The organism is Wolbachia endosymbiont (group A) of Brachyopa scutellaris (assembly GCF_964026995.1).
In the GTDB taxonomy this organism is placed as follows: domain Bacteria; phylum Pseudomonadota; class Alphaproteobacteria; order Rickettsiales; family Anaplasmataceae; genus Wolbachia; species Wolbachia pipientis.
In genome coordinates, this window is the sequence record NZ_OZ034720.1 from 264812 (window position 1) to 284526 (window position 19715).

Annotated in this window: 15 protein-coding genes and 2 pseudogenes; 13 read left to right on the top strand and 4 right to left on the bottom strand. The window is 33.0% G+C overall.

Translation table 11 applies throughout. The features are described 5' to 3' along the window. Positions 1 to 89: 89 nt before the first annotated feature. From AAGD93_RS01325 to AAGD93_RS01360, 8 genes are all read left to right on the top strand, one after another. Positions 90 to 1043 (top strand): NAD(P)-dependent oxidoreductase, encoded by a 954-nt coding sequence (locus tag AAGD93_RS01325; RefSeq protein ID WP_341819610.1) that lies wholly within the window; start codon positions 90 to 92, stop codon positions 1041 to 1043. After that, positions 1000 to 3327 carry a glycosyltransferase gene (locus AAGD93_RS01330; protein WP_341819611.1) on the top strand — a complete coding sequence of 776 codons (2328 nt, stop codon included), beginning with the start codon at positions 1000 to 1002 and terminating at the stop codon, positions 3325 to 3327. The genes AAGD93_RS01325 and AAGD93_RS01330 overlap by 44 nt, the downstream gene beginning before the upstream one ends. Continuing rightward, positions 3288 to 4985: a WG repeat-containing protein gene (locus AAGD93_RS01335; protein WP_341819612.1), complete on the top strand. Its 1698-nt coding sequence runs from the start codon at positions 3288 to 3290 to the stop codon at positions 4983 to 4985. The genes AAGD93_RS01330 and AAGD93_RS01335 overlap by 40 nt, the downstream gene beginning before the upstream one ends. Further along, a complete protein-coding gene (locus tag AAGD93_RS01340; RefSeq protein ID WP_341819613.1) occupies positions 4982 to 5971 on the top strand; it encodes a phytanoyl-CoA dioxygenase family protein in 990 nt (329 codons plus the stop codon). Before AAGD93_RS01335 ends, AAGD93_RS01340 begins: the two co-directional genes overlap by 4 nt. Continuing rightward, the gene (locus AAGD93_RS01345) at positions 5972 to 7765 is read left to right on the top strand and encodes an ABC transporter ATP-binding protein (RefSeq protein WP_341819614.1); all 1794 of its coding nucleotides are present in this window, start codon (positions 5972 to 5974) and stop codon (positions 7763 to 7765) included. Beyond that, positions 7749 to 8798 carry a GntG family PLP-dependent aldolase gene (locus tag AAGD93_RS01350; protein ID WP_341819615.1) on the top strand — a complete coding sequence of 350 codons (1050 nt, stop codon included), beginning with the start codon at positions 7749 to 7751 and terminating at the stop codon, positions 8796 to 8798. The genes AAGD93_RS01345 and AAGD93_RS01350 overlap by 17 nt, the downstream gene beginning before the upstream one ends. After that, on the top strand, positions 8795 to 9838 hold the full coding sequence (locus tag AAGD93_RS01355; protein ID WP_065094357.1) for a threonine aldolase family protein: 1044 nt from the start codon (positions 8795 to 8797) through the stop codon (positions 9836 to 9838). The genes AAGD93_RS01350 and AAGD93_RS01355 overlap by 4 nt, the downstream gene beginning before the upstream one ends. 140 nt (positions 9839 to 9978) lie before the next feature. After that, positions 9979 to 11124, top strand: a complete 1146-nt coding sequence (locus AAGD93_RS01360; protein WP_341819616.1) for an MFS transporter — start codon at positions 9979 to 9981, stop codon at positions 11122 to 11124. Between the two features lie 17 nt (positions 11125 to 11141). Here AAGD93_RS01360 and AAGD93_RS01365 read toward each other — a convergent pair whose 3' ends face one another. Together AAGD93_RS01365 and AAGD93_RS01370 are read right to left on the bottom strand one after the other, a co-directional pair. Then, the gene (locus AAGD93_RS01365; protein ID WP_341819617.1) at positions 11142 to 12449 is read right to left on the bottom strand and encodes a UDP-glucose/GDP-mannose dehydrogenase family protein; all 1308 of its coding nucleotides are present in this window, start codon (positions 12447 to 12449) and stop codon (positions 11142 to 11144) included. A 64-nt stretch (positions 12450 to 12513) separates the two neighbouring features. Then, positions 12514 to 13428: a DMT family transporter gene (locus AAGD93_RS01370; RefSeq protein ID WP_341819618.1), complete on the bottom strand. Its 915-nt coding sequence runs from the start codon at positions 13426 to 13428 to the stop codon at positions 12514 to 12516. A 240-nt stretch (positions 13429 to 13668) separates the two neighbouring features. Between AAGD93_RS01370 and AAGD93_RS01375 the strand changes: the two are divergent. The 5 genes and pseudogenes from AAGD93_RS01375 to AAGD93_RS01395 all read left to right on the top strand — a co-directional run. Continuing rightward, positions 13669 to 13821, top strand: a pseudogene (locus tag AAGD93_RS01375) (patatin); the annotation flags it as partial. A gap of 76 nt (positions 13822 to 13897) precedes the next feature. Further along, on the top strand, positions 13898 to 14458 hold the full coding sequence (locus tag AAGD93_RS01380; RefSeq protein ID WP_341819619.1) for a hypothetical protein: 561 nt from the start codon (positions 13898 to 13900) through the stop codon (positions 14456 to 14458). A 101-nt stretch (positions 14459 to 14559) separates the two neighbouring features. After that, positions 14560 to 15165, top strand: coding sequence for an ankyrin repeat domain-containing protein (locus AAGD93_RS01385; RefSeq protein WP_341819620.1), 606 nt, complete (start codon positions 14560 to 14562; stop codon positions 15163 to 15165). A 699-nt stretch (positions 15166 to 15864) separates the two neighbouring features. Then, positions 15865 to 16674 (top strand): ankyrin repeat domain-containing protein, encoded by an 810-nt coding sequence (locus AAGD93_RS01390; protein ID WP_341819621.1) that lies wholly within the window; start codon positions 15865 to 15867, stop codon positions 16672 to 16674. Between the two features lie 12 nt (positions 16675 to 16686). Continuing rightward, entirely contained in the window at positions 16687 to 17031 is a 345-nt protein-coding gene (locus AAGD93_RS01395; protein ID WP_341819622.1) for a hypothetical protein, read from the top strand. A 136-nt stretch (positions 17032 to 17167) separates the two neighbouring features. Here the strand turns inward: AAGD93_RS01395 and AAGD93_RS01400 are convergent. Both AAGD93_RS01400 and AAGD93_RS01405 read right to left on the bottom strand, forming a co-directional pair. Beyond that, positions 17168 to 18413 (bottom strand): annotated as a pseudogene (locus AAGD93_RS01400) (IS256 family transposase). Positions 18414 to 18839: 426 nt separating this feature from the next. Beyond that, positions 18840 to 19700 carry a helix-turn-helix domain-containing protein gene (locus tag AAGD93_RS01405; RefSeq protein WP_197907387.1) on the bottom strand — a complete coding sequence of 287 codons (861 nt, stop codon included), beginning with the start codon at positions 19698 to 19700 and terminating at the stop codon, positions 18840 to 18842. Positions 19701 to 19715 lie beyond the last annotated feature (15 nt).

A 19715-nucleotide genomic window follows, 5' to 3' on the forward strand; every position in this document is an offset into this window, starting at 1 on the left:
TGTTTTATACTAGTTTTATAATGATTTTTAAGTCTTACTTGTAAGATGATAGGTGTGAAAGATTTTCCTGGTTGTAGTGAGAGGGACACATGGGAATATTAATAACAGGTGCTGCAGGTTTGATAGGATCGGCTTTAGTAGAAAAGTTAGAAAAGCAGGGTTATGAAGTAATAAGCTGCGATATTAGGTTTCGCGACAACCCACTCAGTTTTTTTTCAGAAGATATAATGCCGCTACTCGCTAAGTGCACGGGGGTTATTCATCTGGCTGCAATTTCTAGAGTTATACATGGTGAACTTTATCCTGAACTGTGTCAAAGAATTAATGTTGATGGTACAATGAAATTTTTAGGGTTATATAAGTCACTTCCAAATAAACCATGGTTTATATATGCAAGTAGTAGGGAAGTCTATGGAGAGCAGAAGGAACTGCCGGTTACAGAATCTGCTAGTATCGATCCAATAAATAATTATGCCAAAGGTAAAGCATTTATTGAGGAACAAATAACAAGTTTAAAAGATTTTAATGTAGCAATATTACGCTTTTCAAATGTATATGGTGGTTTACTAGATCATAACAGTAGAGTAATTTCTGCACTCTGTATTAATGCATTAAGAGGTGATCCAATTAAAATAGAAGGTAAAGAATGTGTTTTTGATTTTACCTATTTGGATGATGTTATAGAGGGTATATGCTTAACTGTAAAATATTTACAAAGCGAAAAATCTTCTCTTCCTGCTATTCATCTTACTACTAATAGCCCATGTACTTTAGAAAACTTAGCAAAAACAATATTAAAAGTCACGAAAAGTAATTCTAGAATTGATTTTTATCCTCCAAGAAATTTTGACGTAACTAAGTTCCATGGTGATTTTACTAGAGCTAAAGAGCTACTTGGTTGGTCTCCAAAGCATTCATTAGAAGTAGGATTAAGTAAATTTATAAAAAGTCTACAAAACAATACACAAGAATATCCTAACAATATAGATATGGTAATATATGAAAATATTAAAAGTTATTCATGGTTACCCTCCTTATTATAGTGCTGGTTCGGAGGTTTACAGCCAAACTCTTGCCCATGAACTAGCCAATAACAATGAGGTACAAGTATTTACTAGGTATGAAAATAGCTTTTTACCTGATTTTCATTATACTACAGCCCTAGATCGTAGTGATTCCCGAATCTTACTGCATTTAATTAATATACCTACAGCTAAATATCGTTACAAATTTATCAATGAAGAAGTAAATATAAAATTTAAAAAAATAATAGATAACTTTCAGCCAGATCTTATACATTTTGGTCATCTTAATCATCTATCAATTACTTTACCAGAAGTTGCTTTTAAAGAAAATATACCTACAATTTTTACGCTACATGATTTTTGGTTAATGTGTCCAAGAGGAAGGCTTATTCAACGTAATTCTGAAGATTTATTACGGCTTTGTGATGGACAAAAGGATCAAAAATGTGCAACCCAATGTTACAAGGGATATTTTACAGGAGATGAAGAATTCCTGAATTTAGACATAAATTATTGGGAACAATGGGTTGCAACTAGAATGAAGCACACAAGGAAAATAATAGACTATATAGATTACTTTATTTCCCCATCGAAATTCTTGATGGATAAATTTACTCAGGATTTTAATGTTCCGATAAACAAAATTTCTTATCTTGATTATGGTTTTGATCTCAATCGTCTTAAGAATAGAAATAGAATACAAGAAAAAGAGTTTATTTTCGGTTATATTGGTACTCATACTCCCGAGAAAGGTGTTGACCTATTATTGAAGGCTTTTTCTCACTTATCATCTAAAGCAAAACTTAGAATTTGGGGAGCAGCAAGAGAAGAAACTAGAGCTTTAAAAGCGATTACCGATCAATTTTTACCTATTGTTAAAGAAAGAATAGAATGGATGGGAAGTTATAACAATAAAAATATAGTTACTGATGTATTTAATAAAGTTGATGCGATAGTTGTTCCTTCAATTTGGGGTGAAAATTCACCATTAGTAATACATGAAGCACAGCAACTTAGAATACCAGTTATAACAGCCGATTATGGTGGCATGGCAGAATATGTAAGAGATGGACTATTATTTAAGCACAGAGATGCAAGTAGTTTGTCAGAAAAAATGCAAGTCCTATCTACAGATCAGGAGTTATATAGTAAACTTACCCAAAAAGGCTATCCTTATACTGAAAATGGAAATATACCTTCTATAAGTGAGCATACTGAGAAACTTAACAAGATTTACCGTAATGCTATTGAAAAGAAAGGCAAATCAGTAGCTGTGAAACCCGGTCCTTGGAGAATTACTTTTGATACTAATCCAGATTACTGCAATTTTGCTTGTATAATGTGCGAATGTTTTTCACCATACAGCAAAGTTAAAGAAGAGAAGAAAGCTCAAGGAATAAAACCTAAGATACTGTCGATAGAAACTATCAGAAAAGTAATTAAGGAAGCAGCTGGCACACCTTTAAGGGAAATCATTCCTTCTACTATGGGTGAGCCTTTAATGTATAAAAGCTTTGATGAAATAATCAATTTGTGCCATGAGTTCGGCCTGAAGCTTAACCTCACGACTAATGGTTCTTTTCCTATTAAAGGAGCTAGAAAATGGGCTGAACTATTGGTACCAATTTTATCTGATGTTAAGATTTCCTGGAATGGGGCAACTAAAGAAACTCATGAAAGAATCATGAAAGGTTCAAAATGGGAAGTAGTGACAGAAAATTTAAAAACTTTCCTTGAAGTTAGAGATAAATACTTTAGCGATATAGGTGAAAGGTGTACCGTTACTTTACAATTAACATTTTTGGAAAGTAATTTACATGAACTCTATGACATAGTTAAGATGGCCATAAAAAATGGCATAGATAGAGTTAAAGGACATCATCTTTGGGCGCATTTTAAGGAAATTAAGGATCTATCTATGAGAAGAGATGAATTAGCAATTAGTAGATGGAACACGGAGGTGAGAAGGTTATATGAACTTAGAGATAATATGCTATTGCCAAATGGTAAAAAGATAAAATTAGAAAATTTCACAATCCTTTCTCAAGAAGGTATTAAGGATTTGGCTCCAGGTGGTCAATGCCCATTTTTAGGTAAAGAAGCATGGATAAACAATGAAGGAAAGTTTAGTCCTTGCTGTGCTCCAGATGAACTCCGTAAGACATTAGGAAATTTTGGTAATGTTAATGAGGTTAAACTCGAGGAAATATGGCAGAGTAGTGAGTACCTAAGCTTACAAAAGAATTATTTAAATTATAAATTATGCAAAACATGCAACATGAGAAAACCTTTGATCAATTAATCAAAGATAATCTTAAATCTATTAAAACTTCACCGTGTGAGAGGTTTCACGAGTTGCTAGGGGATCCTTTATATGAAAATAGGTTTATAAAGGTTGGTAAATTTCATGAGCCCGGTCTTGCACCGGTTTATGATCAGACAGGTGCTTATCATATCAATGTAAGAGGAGAAGCAGTTTATCATAATAGATTTCTAAAAACTTTTGGATTCTATTTCAATAGAGCAGCCGTAGAAGATGATACAGGGTGTTACCATATTGATCCATCTGGATGTAGAGTATACAAACAGTCGTATCAATGGATTGGAAATTATCAGGAAGATATTTGTGTAGTTAGAAAACGTGGTAAATGTTTTCATATTAATTTAAATGGCAATAGGATTTATCAGGAAGAATATGATTATGTTGGGGATTTTAAGGATGGTATTGCTGTGGTTTACAAAGATGGTAAAGCTACACACATCAATAATCATGGCAAACTATTGCATAACCAGTGGTATAAGAAACTTAACGTTTTCCACAAAGGATATTCTATAGCGGAAGATCAGCATGGTTGGTTTCATATAGATGTCAACGGCAATCCTGTCTACCAGCAAAGGTTTAAAATGGTTGATGCGTTCTATAATAGTATGGCAAAAGTTGAAACCTTTGAGGGTACACTAGGGCAGATCGATATTACCGGAAACATAAAATTTAGTATTTTTACTTTAGATAAAAAGTCCCAAGTAAATCAAGAATCTCAAGTACATAAAATCTCAGCAGAACTTTCGGCTTTTTGGAAAACTTATCTAACAAATGCTGCTATTGAACTTGGTTTGCTAAGTGTCTTACCAGCAACTACCCAAGTTCTATCTCAAAGATTAAGCATTACAGTCCCAAACCTGGAAAGGCTGCTAAGGGCATTGTGGGAAATAGAGTTTGTCTACTACGATAAGAATCAGTGCTTATGGCAACTATCGTCAAAAGGTAAGTGCTTTAAGGAAATACCATTTTTGCCCCAAGCAGCGATAATGTGGGCAAGAGTTGCTGCTGAAAAGAATTGGTTAAAAATTACCGATATATTAAGGCAAGAACAGATACCTTCATTTAAATCTTTCAAGGAGAAAGAACCATCAGAAGATATGCAGGCAGCATTTTATCAGGCATTGCTAGGATATTCCATATTCGACACTAAAAAGTTTAATTCCATGGTTGATATGAATGGCGCTAGGAATATATTGCTGTTTGGTGTACACTCTTTATTTCTTGCTTATTCTGACATATATAACAAGGATTCCATGGATTTATATTATTATAACGAACATAAAGTACCTATGGTAATAGAAGATTTAAAAGTCAAACCAATAGTTCAAGAAGAATTATCAGCTGTAGATTATGAACTGGGCATCTTTTGTCGCTTCTTGCAGCATTATGATGACAACAAGGTGATATCTTATTTGAAACTGGCCAAAGGAATACCACGCATTTTAGTGATAGAAACTATCTTAGATTACCACTCCCAAGTTGGAGGTGCTGTAGATATTAATATAATGGTTGAAACAGGGGGTAAACTAAGAGCATTAAGTAATTGGGAAAGAATACTAAAACAAGTCAAAGGACGTAAAATTTTTAGTATTGTACCTTTAACAGGTTACTTATCAGTTATTGACATTAGAATATGAAAGCATTACAAGAAAATGGTTTTTTCATTATCAAAAATTTAGTTCCTTCAGAATCAATAACCCTATCTTTAAATGATATCACAAATAAGATATCGAAATTATCTCAAGAATTAGGTGTTCCAACTTCTGACTATTTAAACTGCACTGGAAGGTGGGGCACATCATCGCAGGTAACTAAAATTGTGTCTCAAGTATTAGATAAAATTATCAAAAATCATCTTGAAAAGTCACTTCAGTGTCAGATACTGCAGAAAAAATCAAATGTTATATGTAAAACTGCTGATTTAATAGATGCAGTTCCCTTCCATCAAGACATCTCCTATAGTTTTAATGATCCTTATCACTTTTCCGTTTGGTTAGCTTTGAATAATGTCAGTGAAACTTCAGGTGCACTGCAAATTATAGAAAACAGTCATAAATGGGAAATACAACCTTTAGTTGATTTTTGGTATCCATATTTTTTTGATCAGTACTCAGATAACCGAGAAAATTATAAAATTAAGTCACTACCTATTTCATCAGGAGATGCGATAGTTTTTGATTCACGGTTATGGCATGGTAGTGATAAGAATACAGATGCTAAAGATAGATTTGCTTATGTAACAAGGTGGATTGTAAAAGATCAAGACCTTCCCTATGTGCCAAAACCTCAGCCTTCAGTTTTTGGTATACTCAATTGTGGTGAGTTAACAGAATCTATACTGAGAGAATGCTTGTCATTATTTGGCTACCAAGAAAGTATAAAAGCAAAAAACATGAAAGAACTTATTAAGAGCTGGTTAGCCTTTATTACAGACACAACTACAAATATTTCTGAGGTCAACACTGCTGAAGCTAAGCGAGATTTATATAAGCTACTTATTCTGAATCAAGCGTCAGCACTACATGATGCTGGAGACATTTCAGGAAAAATATACAAAAATTTATGGTTTTCACTGCTTGTATTTCTCAATAAAAAAGTCAATGTGGTGGAGCTAGCATTATAAATGAACAAAAGTAGAGTTGGTAGTTTCAAGTATATATTGGTGTTCATTTTGAATATCTTATCCAAGTTTAAGCTTAATGTGCTTGTAATGTTCCTGGTTGCCCTAGTAGTGGCTGTTGATTTATCTTTTAGAAAGTATTTAGTAAAAAATATCTTAGATACAGCTGTAAAATATCAAGAAGGTAATGTAATTGAAAATCTTTTATTACCTGTAAGCGCTTATGTTTGTATGGCATTACTTATTACTACTGCTTTTAGATTCTATGGCTATTTTGTTGACATTCGAATGTTTACCTCAATGCGTCAAAAAATAGCTGATATGTCTTTTTACAGGCTGCTTCAGCAAGACCATTCCTATTATCAAAACAACCTATCTGGAAGTTTAGTATATAAGGTCAGTAACTTAATGGATAGTGTGATAGAGCTAATAAGACTGCTTATAGACTGTTTCTTTAGTTATAGTATAGCATTAATCTTGGCTATTTATACTTTATCACTAGTAAATATAAAGTTTGCAATAGCTACATTCATTTGGGTGAACATTTTTATTTTGATTTCGGTTTTCAGTTTTCGGGTGCTTACCAGATTAGCTGATGATCATTCTAAACAAAGTTCACAAGTAATAGCGGGTATAGCCGACAGTATTTTAAATGTTATATCAGTAAGGTTATTTTCTCGGCAAGCGCATGAGAGGCATAAATTTTTTCAAGTATGCAAGAAAAAAACTATTGCAGAAAGAAAATTACAATGGGCATACTTTTGGCTTTGGTTTATATATGGCTATTCATTTGATATACTCCAAGCAGTAAACTTGTATTTTTTAATTCATGATTATCAATTGAACAAGATTGCAATAGGAGATATTGCTCTTGTACTTGGAATTAATATATCGATTATAGAGTTTCTTAACCATCTAACTAGGAATCTTACCCAATTTTCTACTCATTTCGGCAAAGTTTCAGATGCATTGCCAATCTTGACTACCGTACCAGAAATTCAAGATAAGGAAAATGCTAAAGAATTAAATTTATTAAGTGGAAGAATAACGTTTAATAATGTTTCTTTTTCTTATGAGGGTCAGAAGTCATTATTTCAAGATTTTTCAGTTACCATTAATCCTTGCGAAAAGGTAGGTCTAGTTGGTTATTCTGGAGGTGGTAAATCTACTTTTATAAACTTAATCATAAGGCTATTTGATGTTAAAAAAGGTAATATACAGATTGATAATCAAGTAGTATCGGAAGTTACACAGAGTTCTTTGAGGCAACAAATATCTGTAATACCTCAAGAACCATTGTTGTTTCATGATACTATTTTAGCAAATATTATATATGGTAAACTTCAATCTACTATCGAAGAAATAATAAGAGCTGCAAAGCTGGCTGGTATTCATGATTTCATTATGACTCTACCAGATCAATATGAAACTGTAGTCGGAGAAAAAGGCATAAAGCTATCTGGAGGGGAAAGACAAAGAATAATCATAGCGAGAGCATTTCTAAAAAACGCTCCGATATTATTTCTCGATGAGCCAACTAGTCAGTTAGATTCTATAACAGAGAAAACAATTCAAATGAGTTTATTTAAGTTGATGGAAAATAAAACCACCATTACTATAGCACACCGTATTTCTACACTTTTACATATGGACCGAATTCTAGTATTTAACAAAGGAAAAATTGTCCAAGATGGTAAACACGCTGAACTAGTTTCTAAGCAAGGTCTTTACAAGGAACTTTGGAATGCTCAAATTGGTTGTTTGAATAGCGAAAAAGAAGATGGAAAAAATTATTGATCTGAGAAGTGACACTACAACTCTGCAGAGCTCCAACGTTATATATGCAATAAGTAATGCAACTGTTGGAGATTTTGCTTACGGTGAAGACAAAAGCTGTAATGACTTATCAGAATATTGCAAACAATTATTCAAAGTAGAAGAAGCATTGTTTGTAACCAGCGGTATGCTTGCAAATAGATTAGCCATTGCCAGTCAAACAAGTCCTGGTGATGAACTAATAACTCATTATAATTATCACGTTAATTTTTTCGATAGTGCAGGCAATGCAAAAGTAAATAATATCGTATTTAATTGTATTAGAAATAATAGCGGAATCTTAGATGTTGATGAGGTAGAATATGCTATTAATTCTAAGCCGAGGTATAAAATTTTTGCTCAGGTGAGTCTTGTTTCTATAGAAAATAGTATAAACGGGTTTAATGGTAAAATTTATCCTTTTGAAAAACAAGTCGAGTTATATCACTTCTTAAAAGCTCACAACGTAAATCTTCATTTAGATGGTGCGAGAATATTTAATGCTCATATTGAAACAAATACTGCTTTAGCAGATTATGCTAAGTATGTGGATACAATGAGCTTTTCTTTTACCAAAGGACTTGGAGCTCCTTTTGGTTCAATGCTTATGGGTAAAAGAGAGATAATTGAAAGGGCTAAAAAGCTACAGGTTTGGCTAGGTAGTGGTTATCATCAGATAGGGTATTGTGCTAATGCAGCAAAATATGTACTACAGAATAATATCTCTAGGCTTAAAGAAGATAATAAGCTTGCTAAATTATTTGCAGATAAGATTAAAGAAATTCCACATGTAAAGCTGATACTACCTTATCCAGAAACTAACATAGTAAGCTTTAGTATAAAAGAACTAAATGTGACTAATGAGTTTTTTTTGAGTAAATGCCAAGCCTATGGTTTATTGCTTTTTCCTTGGCTCGAGTCTCATATAAGAGCAGTTACTCACCTTGGCATAAAGGAAACAGATATCATGAAAGCTGCTGAAATTATAAAGGAGGTTGTGTTAAATTTAGTATGAGAATAAAAATAGATTTCTTTAGCGATTCAAACACTGACCCTTCAGCTAAAATGAGGGAAGCGATGGCTAAAGCAAAAGTTGGAAACGAAGCTGCATGTGAAGATCCAACTGTGAACGAATTAGTGGCAACCGCATGTAAAATATTAGGTAAACCTGCAGGAATCTTTTTGATTTCAGGAACGATGTCCAATGTAATTGCTTATAAAGTACACATTCAAAGACCTGGTGATTACTTGCTGCTTGATGAAACTTCACATCCGCTCATAGTACAATCTGGCTTGATCGCAGCCCAGGCACATGCCACTCCTTTGCCCATCAAAGGTACGAGAGGAATATTTACTGGAGAACAAATTGTTGAGTTTATTACTCGTCCTAGTTTAAGAAATATTCCGAGAGTTGGGCTTGTTTCTATCGAACAAACGACAAATTTTGGTGGTGGAGCTGTGTGGCCTTTAGAATATATTCAAGAGATCTCAAGTCTCTGCAAAGAGAATGACGTATTCACTCATTTAGATGGAGCAAGACTGTTCAACGCTTGTGCTCATACTAAAATATCTCCAAAGGAGTATGCAAGTTATTTTGATTCGGTATTCATTGATTTTAGTAAAGGATTAGGTGCTCCAATGGGCGCAATATTGCTTGGAAGTGAAGAGTTTATTGAAAAAGCTTGGTACTATAAGTTTCAAATTGGCGGAGGTATGCACCAAGCTGGCATTATTTCAGCTGCATGTTTATATGCTCTACATAATAATGTAAATTCTTTAGAAGAAGATCATAAAAAAATGCAGCACCTTATAGAAGGCCTAGACTCCATAGATCAAGTTATAATTGATATCGACCTGTATAAAACTAATATAGCGTATTTTTCATTACGTACTAATTGTATATCTACTCAAGAATTAATAAACGTACTAATGACAAATTATGGAATTAGAATGGCTAACATCAAAGGTAAAATCAGAGCTATAACACATAGAGATATAAGCTATGAAGATATTAATGCTACTGTATCTGCTATAAGAAAGATACTAAGTAAGTAATTTTCTGCACTAATTGTTTGCAAACTTCTTGTCAAACAATATTATACCAATATAGTATTATGCTAGCATCTGCATAGAGCTATTTGGGAATAGGTGTGAACTTTGTCTTCTTTCAATATTTACTATTCTTCTGTGGATATATGCTGCTTTATTTATCAAGACAAAGTATACCAATTGCTCTACCACTGTTAATAGATACTGACCATGTAAAATTAAGCTATTTTTTTGCCTGCTTTTCTTTTTTTTATGGAGTATCAAAATTTGTTAATGGAATAATCATGGACTCCAAAAATAATCCATTATTTATGTTTGGGCTATGCAATATTGCAACTGGATTATTAACCATTGGTATAACTTTATCATATAATAATCTAACTTTATTACTGTTAACATTAATATTATTAGCTTGGGCACAAGGGTTAGGTTGGCCAGCTATTACCAAGTTTATGGTTACAAACTCTAGCATCTCTTCAATTGCATCATCATGGGGAGTTATGAGCGCATCTCAGCAACTTGGTTCTTGTATTACTTTAATTGTATTACCAAGTATAATAAAAATGTATGATGCAAAGAGTGCATTTTTGTACTCTGGTCTCTTATGCTTACTTTTTGGAATTTATATAATATTAAAAGCATATTACAAAGAAATTGCCAACTTTACTACCTATTATAAGGTGCATAAATCTCAAATAGGTATCAAGGTAACAAGTTCCATATGGTTTCTATGTTGTGCTACTTTTTGTGCTTATATTATAAAAATGGGAATCTTCTTTTGGTTTCCTATAATTTTAAGGGATAAATTACAAATTTCTCTTGTACAATCCTTACTAATAACAGGTGTATATGATTTAGGTGGAATCCTTGGAACTTTAATCACAGGAAGAATTAGTGATATGTACTTCTTTCAAAATAGAAGCTTGCTGGCATTATTTTACATGTTGGGTATAGCACTCACTTTTATTGCAATGAACTTTGTTCAAAACATAATTCTTATGAACCTTGGTGCAATCTTATCAGGATTCTTTATATTTGGAGTGCAAGTACTGACAGGTGTTATAGCTGTAGAAATTGCTCCACAAAATAATGTATGTGCAATTGTAAGCTTAACAGGATTATTTGGGTATATTGCAAGTTCAATATTTTCATGCGTGCTCTTAGGAGTACTTGTTAAGCACTGTGGTAACAGTATTATGTTTTCATTTTTTTCCATTTGCTCTGTTGTTGCACTCGTTTGCTTTTCCATACTATCAAGCAAAGATCTTAAAAAACTAAGTAAAGCGGTGTAAAAAAAATTTCTCAACAGTTAAACTTTGTAGATAGATTTTTTACCCAAGGAATAAACATGGTAACCATATCTTAGTAACAGCTCGCTATCTAATAAATTACGGAAATCAAAAACATTAGGTGCAGCCATAATACTCTTTAAACTTGCAAAATCTTGATTTTTAAATTCTTTCCACTCCGTTAACAATAACAAGGCTTCCGCGTCCCTTGCAGCCCCTATAGCATTGTCCGCGTACTCTATATCCTTTAGAACTTGCCTAGCATTATCCATCCCGATTGGGTCATATGCAGTAATTTTAGCCTTGTTATTCACTAACAATTGTGCAATATCTATAGCTGGGCTATTTCTTACATCATCAGTACCAGACTTAAAAGTTAGCCCCCATATTGCTATTTTTTTATTTTGGACTCCATTTAATAGATATTCTACCTTTTTAGCAATGTTTGTTATATGATTATAGTTAGATTCCTTAACTGAATTTAAAATTTGTAGCTTGACATTGTGATCTTCAGCAAGCCTTATTAAGGCCGATAAATCTTTAGGAAAACATGATCCTCCAAATCCTGGACCAGCTTTGAGAAATTCCTTACCTATTCTATGGTCCATTCCCATACTGTTAGCTAAAAGGTCAATGTTCGCTCCTAATAGCTCACATAAACCTGCCATCTCATTGATAAAAGCAACCTTTGTTGCTAGAAAAGCATTAGAAGCATATTTAATCATTTCAGCTGTAACTGTATCAGTGACTATTAACGGAATATTCCTATCTGTAAATGATCTATATATAGCTTCTAGTTTTACTCTAGCTCGCTTAGTTTTTACTCCTATTATTATTCTATCTGGATATAAAAAATCTGATACTGCAGAGCCTTGCTTGAGAAACTCTGGATTAACTCCCAAATCAAAGTTGTAGCCCTTATTAGATAAATAATTATATATATTTTTTGTAGTACCAGGAGGGATAGTTGATTTTATAACTATTAAGCAATCTTGATTAACTCTCTCAGAAACTTTACTTATTGAATTATATACATTCTTTAAATCCGCATTTCCTAAGGAGTCTGATGGAGTATCTACAGTTACAAACACTACTTCTGTGTTGGGATTTATTTGAGAATACGAATCGAAGAATCTTATCCTTTGTAACTTTATATTATTCTCTAAATAGTCTGCTAATCCAGGCTCATATATAGGAATTTTTCCTAATTTCAATAACTCAATCTTCTTAGTATTTATGTCAATGCAATCAACGTTATGACCCTGCTCTGATAACATTGCACAAGATACTAAACCTACATACCCTATTCCTATAATGGTTATATACATCTTGTCATCACCTTAAAAATATCCTAATGTAGCTCAACTGCTTAAACATTTAAAAAGAACATCATTAACAATTAGAGTCATAAATTTTTACTCTAGCGTTGCATACATTATTTTTCTTAATTACTTTACTTTCTGAATAAACTATAAACAAAGTCGATGGTATTAATATTAAAATACCATACAAAGCACTTTTATCAGGCAACTCATTAAACATAACATATGTTACTATTGCAGAAATTATTAGCTCTATGTATCTATATGGTGCAAGTGCAGTAGCATCTGCAAGAGTAAAAGCTTTTAATATGAAGAACAGAATTAGATTTGAATTAATTCCCAAAATCAGTAGTAATACTAATTCTAACAAGGAAGGCAAATGCCAATAAAACAGCAAAGGCACAGTGGAAAAAATAGTTGTTGTTAGAGCTGAATAAAATAACATACTTATTACTGACTCTTTTATTGCGAGTTTCTTATTAAGTATGTCTAATATAGCAAAGATTAATGTAGATACAATAAAAATAAGAATTTTAGGATTAAAGTCTTCACTATAAGCTTTGGTAGTAATAGCAATACCAACAAAGCCAATAACAGTTACTGACCATCTTTGCCAAATTATATTTTCATTTAGTAAAGGGATTGCAAGAAGTATAACAAATAATGGTATAGAAAAACTTATAATTGTTGCAGTTACTATGGGAAAAATAGCTAACCCATAGGTCCACAAGGTTATTCCAACAAATAACAATACTCCTCTAGTTATCTGAATAGATATTTGACTTGTTTTAAAAGCTTCTCTTCCATAGTAAAGCATAAAAGGTACAAGGGTAATAGTGCTAAATAAAAAGCGGAAAAAGATTACTTCAAAACTTTGGAGATGTAAACTTAGATATTTTGATATAGTATCATTAGCTACACTACTAAATAAACTAAGTATAAACCAGATAACTCCAAGTAAATAAGCTCTTAGTCTGTAATCCACAAAACTCCTAATTTAATATACAAACTTCCATGATGTGCTCATATAACTTCGCTGCAAAAAAGGTTGATAGCATACAGGCTCTCTTCTACTTACTGTTCTAATCATATTCACAAATTTTTGCTAAAAGTAGCATTAGAAGTATTATACAAGATATGTCTTTAATTGCATAATTTTAATAGATTTAGAATAGAGATTATCTGAGCAGGGAGTTACTGACTGATTTTTTTGTAATATAAGATAAGAATGATAGACATTCAATCACAACTAAAAGTAGCATCAGCTGAGATGGATAATATTACATCAAAAAATATTAAATGTCTGCAGCAAGAGGCAGATGCAATGATAGAGGACAATCAGGAAGCAATAGATAGATTCTGCAATATTGAACTATAAACGATGCCAAGCAAACTAAAGAAATAAAGCAAAGAAAGGTTTAAAAAACATAATTTCGCCCAAAAAGCATAAAACTGTGACTAAGGGGCAAGAAGCTAAAATTTCAAACGATAAGCCAAAACCGCTCTCTGAAATTGTGGTGAAACCTAGCCTATGCTCAGAAGTAACCTCTAAAGTAGAAAATGTCAAAAAAGATAAAAAAGGAATAAAAGAAAAAATAAAAAGCTTCAAAACGAAACCCGTAGAAAAAGAGCTAAAAAAGGGTAGCATATTCAAAAAAGGCTTCAAAAAGCTAAAAGGAAAAGTAAAAAAATTAAACCCCATAAAGGTTAAGAAAAATAAGATAATCGGGAGCAAGAGACTAGCATTTTTACTAACATCTGCTACAATCGTGGCAATTTTACCAACATTCAGTTTAGCTCCTCTTCCAGCATTAGCCATAACTTCTGCATGTGTTTTCAGTATAAACTTCATCGCAGTCAAAACATTGAAGAAATTTATCAAACAACGCAAATTAGCAGCAGAATCCCAAGAAGCAGAAACTAAAGAAGAGTCAACTGTAGCTGGATCAGGAAAAATGGAAGATGTAGCAATTGAGCCAGCGAAAGAGGAATCTAAGCAAATTTCTAAAGAATAATACTCTTTACTTATGCAAAGGTACCCTTGCAAACAGAAATCTTGACTTAATGGTCTTTTTCTGTTATGGTTTACTATTGGGTTTGTGATAGAAGTTTAAAGATGAGTAATTTAGATAGGGTAATTATTAGGGCAGCATTAATTGAAATGGTAGGATCAGGACTAGAAGAACCAGATTTAGAAAAATTAACAGAAGTAGCAGTAAAAGCAGAAGAAGGATCGTTAGGCAGGGAGATTAGTGAAGCAGAACGTTTGGAAATTAGAAAAGGGTTAGAGGAACTTTTAGGTTTAGAGATAATTAATTCAGGTAAGGAAATAAGAACGGATAATTTAGATGAGGAAATTGCTAAGCAAGAACGTGTATTAGGCAGGAAATTTAGTAAAGAAGAACGTTTAATGGACTATTTTGATAGACAAGTTATTGTAGTAGAACATTTAACAGGCAGGAAATTTAGTAAAGAAAAACGTTTAGAAGAACGTTTAGCAATAAAAGCTAATCAAGATGAACGCATAAAAAAAGAAGCCGATATATTACAATTGCATTGTGCTGCTTACATGGGTAACTTAAATATGGTTAAGGAATGTATAGAAAAAAAGGGAGTTGATGTTAACGCATTAGCAAGAGGTAATACTGCCTTATTTTGCGCTACTCAAGCAAATCATCAACATGTAATGAAATACTTGATAGAAAAAGGGGCTAGTTGTTAATTTAAAAACATCGTTGAAACAGGAAGGATAGCTGTATAGTAGTATTTTTCTGTTATAATTTAACATTGTTTTTATAGTAGGAGCCTTAAATGGATTTTGAAACGCGTAAGTTAGCGAAAAGAGCGATAAAATGAAAGTGGAACACATATTAACCGATGAGAGGGGGGTTTAACTGAGATTTCTATTAAAAAAGCTCCTAACATAGAAAAAAGCAAGTACATGTGTCACTTAGTAGGAAATTATATAATTAAGCATAATATAAAACGGGATATATATACAGGGTATTAAACCCGAATAGAATGAGCAACTCTGAATGAGTTAAGTAAAGACTATAGCAAGGTTGTATTTTCAGTATCGCGGTCAAAACACTAAAGAAATTAACGCAAATTAGCAGCAGAATCTAAAGAAGAGTCAACTCTAGCTGAAGCAAACAAGCCGGAAGAAGAAATTCAAGATGTATCTATAAAACCAGTAAGTAAAGAAAATTCTGAGCAAATTTCTAAGGAATAGATTTCTACATTAATATACTACCTTAAATACTTTTATATTTCTATTTAAATATTATTTATTCAATATAAAAGTAGTAGTAAAGCTAGTGGCTTCTTTATAAAATACTAACTAAACGGGTACGCGAGTTAATAATTTAAAAACGTTTCTCGCTGCATACTCTAATGCAAACACACTTTTTGTGGGGTTGCTATGACAGTAGAAAAGATTTTACAAAAGGCTGCAAAGGAAATTTATCACTTCAGACATCCTAGTATTTTTTCTTTATTAGTTAGTGCAGTCTTCAAATGGATCATAAATAGTAGATTGGGTGTTCGTTTTTTACATTTTGCTGCAGAAAAGAACTTTTATAATATCATTCGATTCCTTGTCAAACATGGTGCTAACGTTGATGCTGCAGATAGAGAAGGCAATACAGTACTACACGTTGCTTCCATATTTGGCTTTATCGAAATAATACAAACTGTTGCAGCAAGGACTGAAAATATTAACGCCTATAATATTTACGGTAATACTCCTTTACATTTTTCAATAAAGTATAAGCAATTGTATGCTATGCAAAGGCTATTACAATATGGTGCAGACATTAATCGCCTAAATGGTCTAGGTGAGTCACCTCTTCATATAGCTGTAAAATGTGCTGATGGGGTAATGTTGGGGTTACTGATAAAGGGAGGCGCCTTTCTCGAAACTAAAAATGCAGAAGAAAGTACTCCTTTGCACCTTGCAGTTTCATTAAATAAGAAAGAGTATGTAGAGCTTTTATTGCGAAGCTGGGCAGATGTTAACGCAATTGGGAAAAGTGGTTGTACACCGCTGCATCTGGCTGTTATGAATGGCAATAAAGAAATTGTGGAATTATTGCTGAGTAAAAAAGCAAATGTTCATCTGAAATGTTTTTATAACTCTAAAGAAGGTTACACAGCACTAGAGAACGCTGTAGCAGATGAAAACGAAGAAATTACAGAATTATTTCTGCTTTACGGAATAACCTTAAAATAGCGGAGTGCAACAATGTCCTACGAGCAGATTTCTATATGTGGCATAATACTAATCATTGCTATTAAAATATTTTCCTTTTTTAGGAAACGAGCGTATAAAAGTCTTATCAGAAAGGTGTCACTAAAAGAGAGTGAAGAGAAAATTGAACATAACCTTCAAGTTTATAAAGAAAATCTAAAAATAATTGGTGTGGCAAAACCGATAGGTAAATGGACAAAGATGGCTATCCTCAATAATGAATTGATGCAGCGGTTAGCACGATTGATACAGGAAGAAGGCGATGAGAAGGGATATTGGGAGCTATTTGTAAAAGCTCAGGCTTCAACTCAAGGCAAATATAAGGGAAGAGGGCGGTAGCTCCGTTTGGTAGCAAAGTTTCCCATTGTTGGCTTCCGGGAGTGTTAAATAAACTGTGTCAAACCGCATTTTTAGTTCAACTCAATTTTCAATCTATTAGGAGGGAATGTTCAAAAAAGTGTGTCAAACCGCATTTTTAGTTCAACTCAATTTTCAATCTATTAGGAAAGAAAATGTCGAGCTGAGACATAGTTAATGCCCAATTAGGGAAAGCCATAATCCATTTTTGCTCTATCTTTTTTATAGCACAATATACCTGTTTGTACAAGGCATTTGTGCTGGTAAATGAGCCCTTGGTTTTAGTGAATTTTCTGATCTGTCTATGTAGCCCCTCAATAGGATTGGTAGTATAAATTAGCCTCCTGACTGGGCCAGAATACTTGAAATAGCCGGATCCAATTATTCTGCCAGGATTTTATGACTAGTGGATATTTTTCTCCCCATTTTTCTTCCAACTCAAGCAGATAATTTTCAGCAATTTCTCTACTTGAAGCCTGATATACTTTTTTCAAATCACTCATGAAAATCTTCACATCTTTGCTAGATACATATTTTAGAGAATTGCGTATCTGATGTACCACACATAGCTGTACCTCTGCATTAGGAAATACACTATTTATGGCTGCAGGAAAGCTTTTTAGCCCATCAACACAAGCAATTAGAATATCTTCTACTCCTCTTTCTTTTAGATCATTTAGTACTCCCAACCAGAAGTTAGCTCCTTCACTTTCAGCTAAATAAAAGCCTAGTACTTCTTTTTTGCCATTTTGGTCTATGCCCAATATATTGTACATACATTTACTTACGCAATGTCCATCCTCTTTGACCTTAAAAAACATGCCATCCATGAACACTATTGGATATACAGATTGCAGCGGGAGACTACGCCATTCGTTGATTACCGGTAGCAGTTTGTCAGTAATACTGGATATCTCTGCTGCCGATATTTTGTGATCGTAAATTTCTTCTACATGTGATGCTATATCTCTATAGCTCATACCACTGGCAAATGTGCTCAAAATCTTTGTTTCAAGCTCTGGATGTAGGCTTGTTTGCCTTTTTTTGACTATTTGTGGTTCGAAACTTCCTTCTCTATCTCTTGGTGTTAATAGCTCAAATGAGCCTGCACTTGTACGTAAAGTTTTTGCATTTCTCCCATTTCTTCGGTTATTCTCTTCACTTTCAGCTAATAAGTGATTTTCTATTTCACCTTCCAAACTTGCCTCCAGCAGCTTTTTTATAAATGGTGTTAATGCTCCATCTCTTCCTGTCAGCGGCCTTCCTTCTCTTATCGATGATAGAATATTTGCTTCCAGTTCTTTATAGTCTACCAATCCGGTAGTTTTATTTGCTATTCTTTGATTCATATGTGAAACCTCCATTTTTTTATATCAACTTACTACTTTTTTTCGGTTTGACACAGTTTATTTAACACTCCCTGGCTTCCTGAATTACATGCGGGGAATCCATGTCATACAACTTGTTTCTCTTTCGCTGCTGAACCCTTTTTATTCTTTATGAACAGTTTTACAACAGCCAACATTTGTGCAGAGCCATTGCTACTGCATTCATTAGAATCAGCACCTTTTTTTTAGTAACGACTTTATTTTACCTAAATCTTTGCTTGAAACAGCCTTGTATAATTCGGGTTCACAAAATAACGTATCGCTCTATAGAGATACCTTTTATAACTCTTATTATTTTCTGTAGTTTTCTCACCTTCACCCTCCTTTAAATTTAAAACATGTAAAATTTTTGTTAAATATACAAATGTCCATAAAGATATACCTTTTCTATAAAAATAAGTTTTATTGATTCTGCTTCTCTTCGCTAATTTTTACTACCTCTGATAAAAATGAACTCAATAAATCCTGTAATCTTTGATCTTCAATTTTTTGACATTCTTTCATTATATTTAATATTTTCATTTCTCCTTCACTATCTTCATCTTCGTAATAATTTTCTTCTGTTGGTCCACAGAATAAAACTCTAGCATTCACTAATGCTTTTTCTGCTTCAGATAGCTTTTTAAATGACATGCAATCTACACCTTGTTCATATCTGTGTATTTGCTGTTGTGATAATCCGATTTTATTCGCTAACTCCAACTGAGTACATCCTCTTACGAACCTCCAATCTTTTGCCATTTGTCCAATTTTGTGCTTTATAGACTTTGTACCTATTATACTCTTGCCAATTTGAATTTCCCCTGACAAAAGTTTTACTAATACACAAAATGCACTGCGAAATTCTTGGTCCTTAATTTTTTTTAAATTTTGCAGTATACTCAGCATCTTTTCTTCCTTGTAACTAACATAACCTGTTGTAGGAAATATATCTTTAAAACTAGCCGATAATACTTTTAGCATCTTTTCTGCATTTTCAGGTGAAACAGCATCTATCCTTTGTTCATATCTTCGTATTTGTGACGTTGATATACCAGTTTCCTTTGCTAACTTCGCTTGAGAATATCCCCTTAATAACCTCAACTCTTTTATCTTTTGAACTACTTGGTAGCTTAAAGAGTCGATAGCAATTTTCTCTCTGGTAGTGGTCATTTTTTGCACAATTGCAGAACAAACATATAATACAGTATTATTGAGTTTGATTAAAGTTTTACTACTTCTGCCAAAATAATAGGCATAAACTTCAGGAAATTGATATCTCACAATGTAGCTAAGGCT